At 40.8% G+C, this 3,507-nt stretch carries 3 protein-coding genes; all 3 read left to right on the top strand.

The window, feature by feature from the left end:
- The coding region (locus V7K76_RS19535) for an FAD-dependent oxidoreductase (RefSeq protein ID WP_335029950.1) at positions 1 to 513 on the top strand (513 nt) is incomplete at its 5' end.
- On the top strand, positions 489 to 2,897 hold the full coding sequence (locus V7K76_RS19530) for a two-partner secretion domain-containing protein (protein WP_442936783.1): 2,409 nt from the start codon (positions 489 to 491) through the stop codon (positions 2,895 to 2,897). The genes V7K76_RS19535 and V7K76_RS19530, both read left to right, overlap by 25 nt.
- 15 nt (positions 2,898 to 2,912) lie before the next feature.
- On the top strand, positions 2,913 to 3,485 hold the full coding sequence (locus V7K76_RS19525) for a hypothetical protein (RefSeq protein ID WP_335029949.1): 573 nt from the start codon (positions 2,913 to 2,915) through the stop codon (positions 3,483 to 3,485).
- The last annotated feature ends 22 nt before the right edge of the window (positions 3,486 to 3,507 follow it).

Here is a 3,507-nt window from a genome sequence, read left to right as displayed (position 1 = left end):
GCTATACAAGAGTTAGAGAAGGCAGACTTCCCTCACAGACTCAAGCAATTAGTGCGTATCTCTCCTCCTGCTAATATGCAGCAGCGTCCATATTATATTCACCGGGCTACCATTTCAGATTCTATCCAAATCAAGAGCAAAACTGACATTAATACTGAAGATTACCCTGTCAAATTTCAACCATCCTGGAGTAGTGGGCGAGTTGTATTGGTTGGTGATGCAGCACATGGAATGCCTCCGTTCACAGCTCAAGGAGCTAATCAAGGGCTTGAAGATGCACTAGCTATTACAACGATTATTGCTAACATCGCTCTCGAAAATAACTGGGATGATTTGCAAGCTCTAGCCAGAGCCTTCGAGAAATATGAGCGGATTCGTCGCCCATTTGTGACATATATCCAAAAGGCAACATTGACAGGTTTCCCCCACTCGTCGCAAATCTTAAAAAGAGGCATTCAGTCAAACAGTGTGCTTTACAATTCTGGAGCATTGAAGGCAGCCTCTTCTTCCTAGCCTCCTCATCAGTCACAGCACAAGTCATCCCAGATAAAACGTTACCTGTTAATTCTATTGTTACACCACAGGATAACACCAGGATCATTGATGGAGGCACTATCAAGGGGAGCAACTTGTTCCATAGCTTTGAACAGTTTTCTGTGACTACAGGCAGCACGGTTTTATTCAACAACGCTCAAAATATTCAGAATATTTTTAGTCGTGTAACAGGCTCATCAATTTCCAACATAGACGGGTTGCTCAAAGCTAATGGCACAGCCAACTTTTTTTTAATCAATCCCAATGGGATTATCTTTGGAAAAAATGCCCGACTAGATATCGGTGGCTCGTTCTTGGTAAGTACTGCTAAAGTGATGAAATTTTCTGATGGCTTTGAGTTCAGAACAAATGGTAGCCAAACCAAACCACTATTGACTATTAGTGTGCCTACTGGTTTACAGCTTGGGAGTGATTCAGGTGCTATTCAAGTTCTGGGTACAGGTGAGGGGTTAACTGCTCCTAGCTCAATAAGCTCCCCAACTATTAAAAATAATGACCTAACTGGGTTACGAGTGCAACTAGGAAAGACCCTAGCTTTAGTAGGGGGGGATGTATCTTTAGCGGGTGGCAGTCTAATTGCTGATCAAGGACGAATTGAGTTAGGTAGTGTTACAGATGGTACAGTCAGTCTTAATCCAGTTACTCAAGGCTTTGCTCTGAGCTATCCAAATGTACAAAGCTTTGGAAACATTAGCCTTTCACAAAAAGCTTTAGCCGATGCTAGTGGTGTCGGTTCTATTCAAATACAAGGTAATAATATCTTGGCTACTGATGGTTCAGCAATTTTGATTCAAAATCAAAGTTCGCATCCTTCAGGCAGTATTAATGTCAACGCTACCGGAACACTGGAATTAAGCGGTATATCTTCAAAAGATGGCAGATTCAATACCATCTTGCGGACTGAATCTCTAAATTCTGGAAGTGCTGGACACATCAACCTTTTCACTAAGAATTTAGTTGTTCAAGGAGGATCGGAAATAGGCAGTAGAACCTACAGTGATGGTCAAGGGGGTAATGTAACTGTAAATGCCTCTGACTCTATAGAGCTACTTGGTTTTTCATCGTTTAATCCCTTCATTACTAGCAGCATCATCAATAGCACTTTGACGAATGGAAAGGCAGGAGATATCACAGTATCAACAGAGCGCTTAATAGCTACTGATGGGGGTGTGATAATATCTCTCACTTTGGGAACTGGTGCGGGAGGGAATGTAGTTTTAAATGTAGTTAATTCTGTAGAACTGACTAATTCCATCAAATTGATGAATTCCGGGTTAGATTATGTCCCCAGCTATTTTGCCACTACAGATTTTCATGCGGGTCATGCTGGCAGTTTGACAATTAATACATCAAGGTTAATAGTTGGGCAGCAAGCAAAGGTTACTTCTTCTACTGTCGGCTCTGGTTCTGCTGGAAGTATTACCATTAATGCTTCTAACTTAGATGTAAGTGGTAGAATCAGTTCCTCTGTTCTTATGGCAGACCAAGACACTCAGCAACTGTTCGCATCTCCTCAATCACCGAGTGGAAATCCTGGAGGAATAAAAATCAATACTGAAAACTTGAGTCTGATGAATGGTGGTATCATTACTGTCACAAATCAAGGAATAAGTAATGCTGGAACTATCTTAATAAACGCTAAATCCATCTCTTTAGACAATAAAAGTGCCATTACAGCAACTACTGCTAACGGCGAAGGCGGTAATATTTTCCTAAACGCACGGTATTTGCAGCTAAGTAATCACAGTGCTGTAACGGCTACCGCAGGAAATAAAGGAAATGGCGGAAACATTAACATCAACGCAGACATATTAACCGCCTGGGGAAAGAGCAGCATCACCGCAGATGCCTTTGAGGGTCGTGGTGGGAATATTACAATCAATGCTCAAGGACTCTTCTTTTCTCCTGATAGCTTGATTACGGCTAGTTCCAAGTACGGAATTAACGGTACGGTTAAGTACAACATCGCTGATACTAATATTTACCCTACTCAAGTAAAAGCAGAAGTGATTCCAATCGCTCCTGAAATCACCCCAGTCTGTCAGGAACGAGTAGGCACAGGAGTAAGTAGTTTTGTTGTTAGTAGTACTCGCAATCTCCAATCTAAGCCTAATGACCTGATGTATAACAATATTGAGCAAAGTAACTCTGTTCCAGTTCCAGCTTTTAATAATTCACAGAATCCCAAACCATTAATCAGTAACCAACCCACACAAATCATAGAAGCCAACGCTTTGATTCGGGATTCTCAAGGCAATTTTGTTTTGACGACATCCCAAGCAAATCCAATCGGGGATAATGCTTCACTGTCTGCAAGTTCTTGTTTTTCCGGTTCGCAGTAATCAAAAGGTAGAAAAATGATCTTACCTCAACCTTGCTTTAAATATCTCTTTTCAGGTGTTATCGGGCTGTCTCTAATTGTAATTCAATCATCTTCTCCTGCCCAGACTGTAAAAAAAGAAAAAGAATTTCTCAAAAATCAAGCAGCATCCCTGACTTCATCAGGTCACGAACAATTAGCTCTAGATCAGGCGAATGAAGCTCTCAAAACTTGGCAGGAATCTACGAAAATTTATCGCCAACTAAACGACCAAGAGGGGATTACGGAAAGCCTGATTAATCAAAACCTTGCTTTCCAAGCATTAGGATTACATAAACAAGCTTGCAATACACTTTTAGAAGCTTTAAATTTGAATACAAATCTAGGTATTTGCGACACGACTTTGCACCAACCCGCTCTTGCTCCAAAAGAGCAACTGATGGTAGTAATTAGTAAGCAGAAACCAACATCAGTTAACTTGCTTGGATTACAGAATCTAGGAGAAGTCTTGCGGATTTTAGGTAAATTCAATGAATCATGTGACTTGAAGAAGATTTTGGACAGGTTTGGAAGAAGATTTTGGACAGGTTGCAGACTGAAATACTTATAACTTCGTTAAGAAAAGAATAAAG

Source organism: Nostoc sp. (assembly GCF_036917975.1).
Taxonomy (GTDB): Bacteria; Cyanobacteriota; Cyanobacteriia; order Cyanobacteriales; family Nostocaceae; genus Nostoc.
The sequence above is the reverse complement of the archived record's forward strand: the minus strand, read 5'-3'. Positions and strand labels throughout refer to the sequence as shown.